Here is a 2,886-nt window from a genome sequence, read left to right as displayed (position 1 = left end):
GGGCTATAAACCGCCCGCTCCAGAAGCCGTTCTATGGCCGGCTGCGCAATCCGGACCAGCTTCGCCGGCCACCCCGGCATTGGCGCCGCAGCTCGTCATGCACTAACATTCAAACCGGACCACCCAATGGGGGCCGGCCAAGTGCTGATCCCGCGCTGAAAATAAGTAACAGTAGGCGACCGCGCGCGCTGCGCGGCCGCCGGCAGAGCCCGCTTGCAGTCAGATAAACCTTTGATTCAACGTTTTGACATTTCTTCGGCGCTGTCCTTCCGTTCGGAATAGCGATCGACCAGATTTCACCAGGTCTTCCATCACGTCGACGACGCGGTCGAATTAAGACAAGGGCTTCATCCGGTCGTCGTCGAAGTCTGTGAAGGCCTTGGCGACGGACGATTGATTGGGGATCGAGATGAAGCGCATCTAGCGTCCGAGAATGCGCATCTGGTCGACGTGCGGTTTTTTTCAACCAACGAATGTTCAGGGTGGAAAGCCGTAATTCATGAGACGCCAAAAGCAGCCATCGATATTGAGCCGGACAAATTAGGCGCGCACGGTTTGGCTAGAGGGGCCAAGCCTTTCCATGAGGATGGCAGTGACCCTATCCGTGGATCGCCGAAAAGACGCCCTCTCCGGATCGCGCAGTGCCTCGATCTTCGCATTCTGCTTTGGCCAACTGCTCTCTGGCCTTCCCGCTACCCCGGCGCGGAGCCGCAACTCGGGGAACTTCTGGACCTCGCCGCTACCGGGTACCTTTTTATTTACTCCGAGCGCGCAGGAAAAGTGCCGTAATGCTATCATGTCTCAGTTTCACAGCGTCTACCAACGAGGGGAACGAACGTGCGCAATAAATCCTTCGAGGGCCTCGCCAGCACCGCCGCTTTGTCCGCAGCTCTTCTCTGGACCATGCCGTCGCAGGCGGCTGGCCACCTTACAGCGGAGCAGGTGCGGACCGCCGTGAGCGCCATGCCGAAGGATAAGGTGGACCTATCCAACAAGGACATGAGTGGAGACGACCTGACCGGGCTTGATCTGAGCGGCGCGAATCTCGCACATGCCGATCTTTCCGGGGCAAACCTACATGGGGTGAAGCTGGTTGGGGCTGACCTCACCGAGGCAGACCTGACGAAGGCGGACTTGACTGGGACGTGGATCATGAAAGCCAATTTCAATCGTGCAAAGCTCCACGGCGCCACGCTCCAAGTGGTCATCACCGCTGAGGGGATGGACAATCAACGAGAGACGGCAGCGAGCTTCGTGGAAGCGGACCTCTCTGACACGTCTGCCACAGTCCACTTCAGCTACGACGACATGCGCGGCGCGAACTTCACGGGCACGCGTATGTCCGTAGTCATAGCAAATCAGTCGATGGGCATGCTGCGCAGCGAGTTCAAGGGAGCAAACCTCGACGGCGCCAACTTCACGAACGCCGGCCTCGGGCACATCACCTTCGAGTTTGCCAAGCTGAATAACGCAAATTTCAGGGGCGCCGATCTAACGCACGCAGACTTTTCGGGCGCGTATCTCACCAATGCTGACTTCACAGGCGCGAAGTTAGATCATACGACATTCGACCAGGCGACTTTGACAGGAGTGAAGGGGCTAACGCCAGCAGACGGCGCCAAATAACTCCGCTAACTCCACGCACCGCTGAGATTGCTGCTTTCGGTCGTGATGTGATTGTCGCCGCCGTCGGCGCCAGAACGATCGAAGCCTGACGCCGCACCAGGCCGATGGACTCGCCTTCGCGGAAGGTGCGCAAAGCTGAGGGATCGATCTCGAGATGGCCCATATGGGCGCGGGCCGCAAGCGCGATGCCCCCCTTTACCGGCGCCTGAAATTTGACGACGCGTCGACGGAAGTCACTACGGTCAGAGCGAATGTCGGCCAGGTATTTTTGTCATGTGACAAAGAGCGAAGGTGTCGAAAAATATTGCGAAAGAGCATGGCGGCCCGGCGGGAGGCTTTGCAGCCAAAGTTTTCGCGCCGTGAACAAGCACGGTTACCTTCATGAAGACGGCTCCTTTATGAACCGCGGCAATGTCATAAACCGCAGCCCGCCGAGAGCAAGATCGGGAGCGAAGGCGCGACCTATGGCCACCAAGCCGATGCGCCGCAACCGACGAGTATCGAGCAAAACATCGGTGCGGTAGGGAACAAAGTGGTCGAACGGCAGCTGAACCGTCCGCCAATCCGCGTATGCCGTGAAAATTTGGCGATAAGATTGCCACGGCCTGGTCAGCGCGTCCGTCCGCAGATGAACGCCGTACTCCTCATCATTGCCGAATACGTCGAGCTCGATCCCGCTCCAGCCGCTGGCATCGACAACTCCACCATCAGGCGAGAGATCGAGGACGATCTGAACAAAGCCGCCATTGTTCTCGAGGCTGACGTCACCTCGCATGCGGATGGCGGCCCTACCCGCGATGACGTCGCGGGCGATGGTCCCATTGGAGACGCCACCCATGACCTGGTCGGTAAAAAGCCGCCATTTGCTCCCGATCGCGGCAAGGGGTGGGTCGCGACTCAAGTCGTCTATGATCGCAGACGTAACCAACATTTCTCTGCTCCCCTGAAACCGTCAGCGCGTCCATCGGCTGGCCTGCACTATAGACAGGCCGAAGCGGGCTGGCTTGCTGGAAGCTGCCGATCACCTGCGGGGCGAGGCCACGACAAGCTCGGTGATCTACCACACCGCATCGCGTTTGAAATCCTCGCTGAAATTGGTCGTGCCCATCATGGCTATTCAGGCTGTTGATTGCCACTGAGAACTGACCCGCTTTGGGCGGGCATTTCCACTGAGATTTGACCCATGTTTGAACTTCTCCCGGCTGGCGTCAGCGGGGGTCTTTGGAGTGATAGACATGGCGTTATTGAGCGTTATCCGGC

General features: G+C 58.7%; 3 protein-coding genes and 1 pseudogene. 2 read left to right on the top strand and 2 right to left on the bottom strand.

Annotated features, from left to right (window positions below; all coding sequences use genetic code 11):
* Positions 1 to 236: 236 nt before the first annotated feature.
* Positions 237 to 450: pseudogene (locus tag QZ409_RS17230) on the bottom strand (arsenical resistance protein ArsH); the annotation flags it as partial.
* A gap of 387 nt (positions 451 to 837) precedes the next feature.
* Between QZ409_RS17230 and QZ409_RS17225 the strand changes: the two are divergent.
* The gene (locus QZ409_RS17225; RefSeq protein WP_296713735.1) at positions 838 to 1,626 is read left to right on the top strand and encodes a pentapeptide repeat-containing protein; all 789 of its coding nucleotides are present in this window, start codon (positions 838 to 840) and stop codon (positions 1,624 to 1,626) included.
* Between the two features lie 379 nt (positions 1,627 to 2,005).
* On the opposite strand, the gene QZ409_RS17220 is transcribed toward QZ409_RS17225, so the two are convergent.
* Positions 2,006 to 2,557: a CIA30 family protein gene (locus tag QZ409_RS17220; protein ID WP_296713734.1), complete on the bottom strand. Its 552-nt coding sequence runs from the start codon at positions 2,555 to 2,557 to the stop codon at positions 2,006 to 2,008.
* A gap of 73 nt (positions 2,558 to 2,630) precedes the next feature.
* Here QZ409_RS17220 and QZ409_RS17215 point away from each other — a divergent pair, with 73 nt between their 5' ends.
* Positions 2,631 to 2,765: a hypothetical protein gene (locus QZ409_RS17215; protein ID WP_296713732.1), complete on the top strand. Its 135-nt coding sequence runs from the start codon at positions 2,631 to 2,633 to the stop codon at positions 2,763 to 2,765.
* Positions 2,766 to 2,886 lie beyond the last annotated feature (121 nt).

Origin of the sequence: Rhodoblastus sp., assembly GCF_019449565.1 — a bacterium.
GTDB lineage: Bacteria > Pseudomonadota > Alphaproteobacteria > Rhizobiales > Beijerinckiaceae > Rhodoblastus.
This window is presented reverse-complemented; position numbering and strand designations above follow the sequence as displayed.

Excerpts from the sequence above, each read along its gene's own strand:
- QZ409_RS17220 (WP_296713734.1), bottom strand. The coding sequence starts at position 2,557 with ATGTTGGTTACGTCTGCGATCATAGACGACTTGAGTCGCGACCCACCC.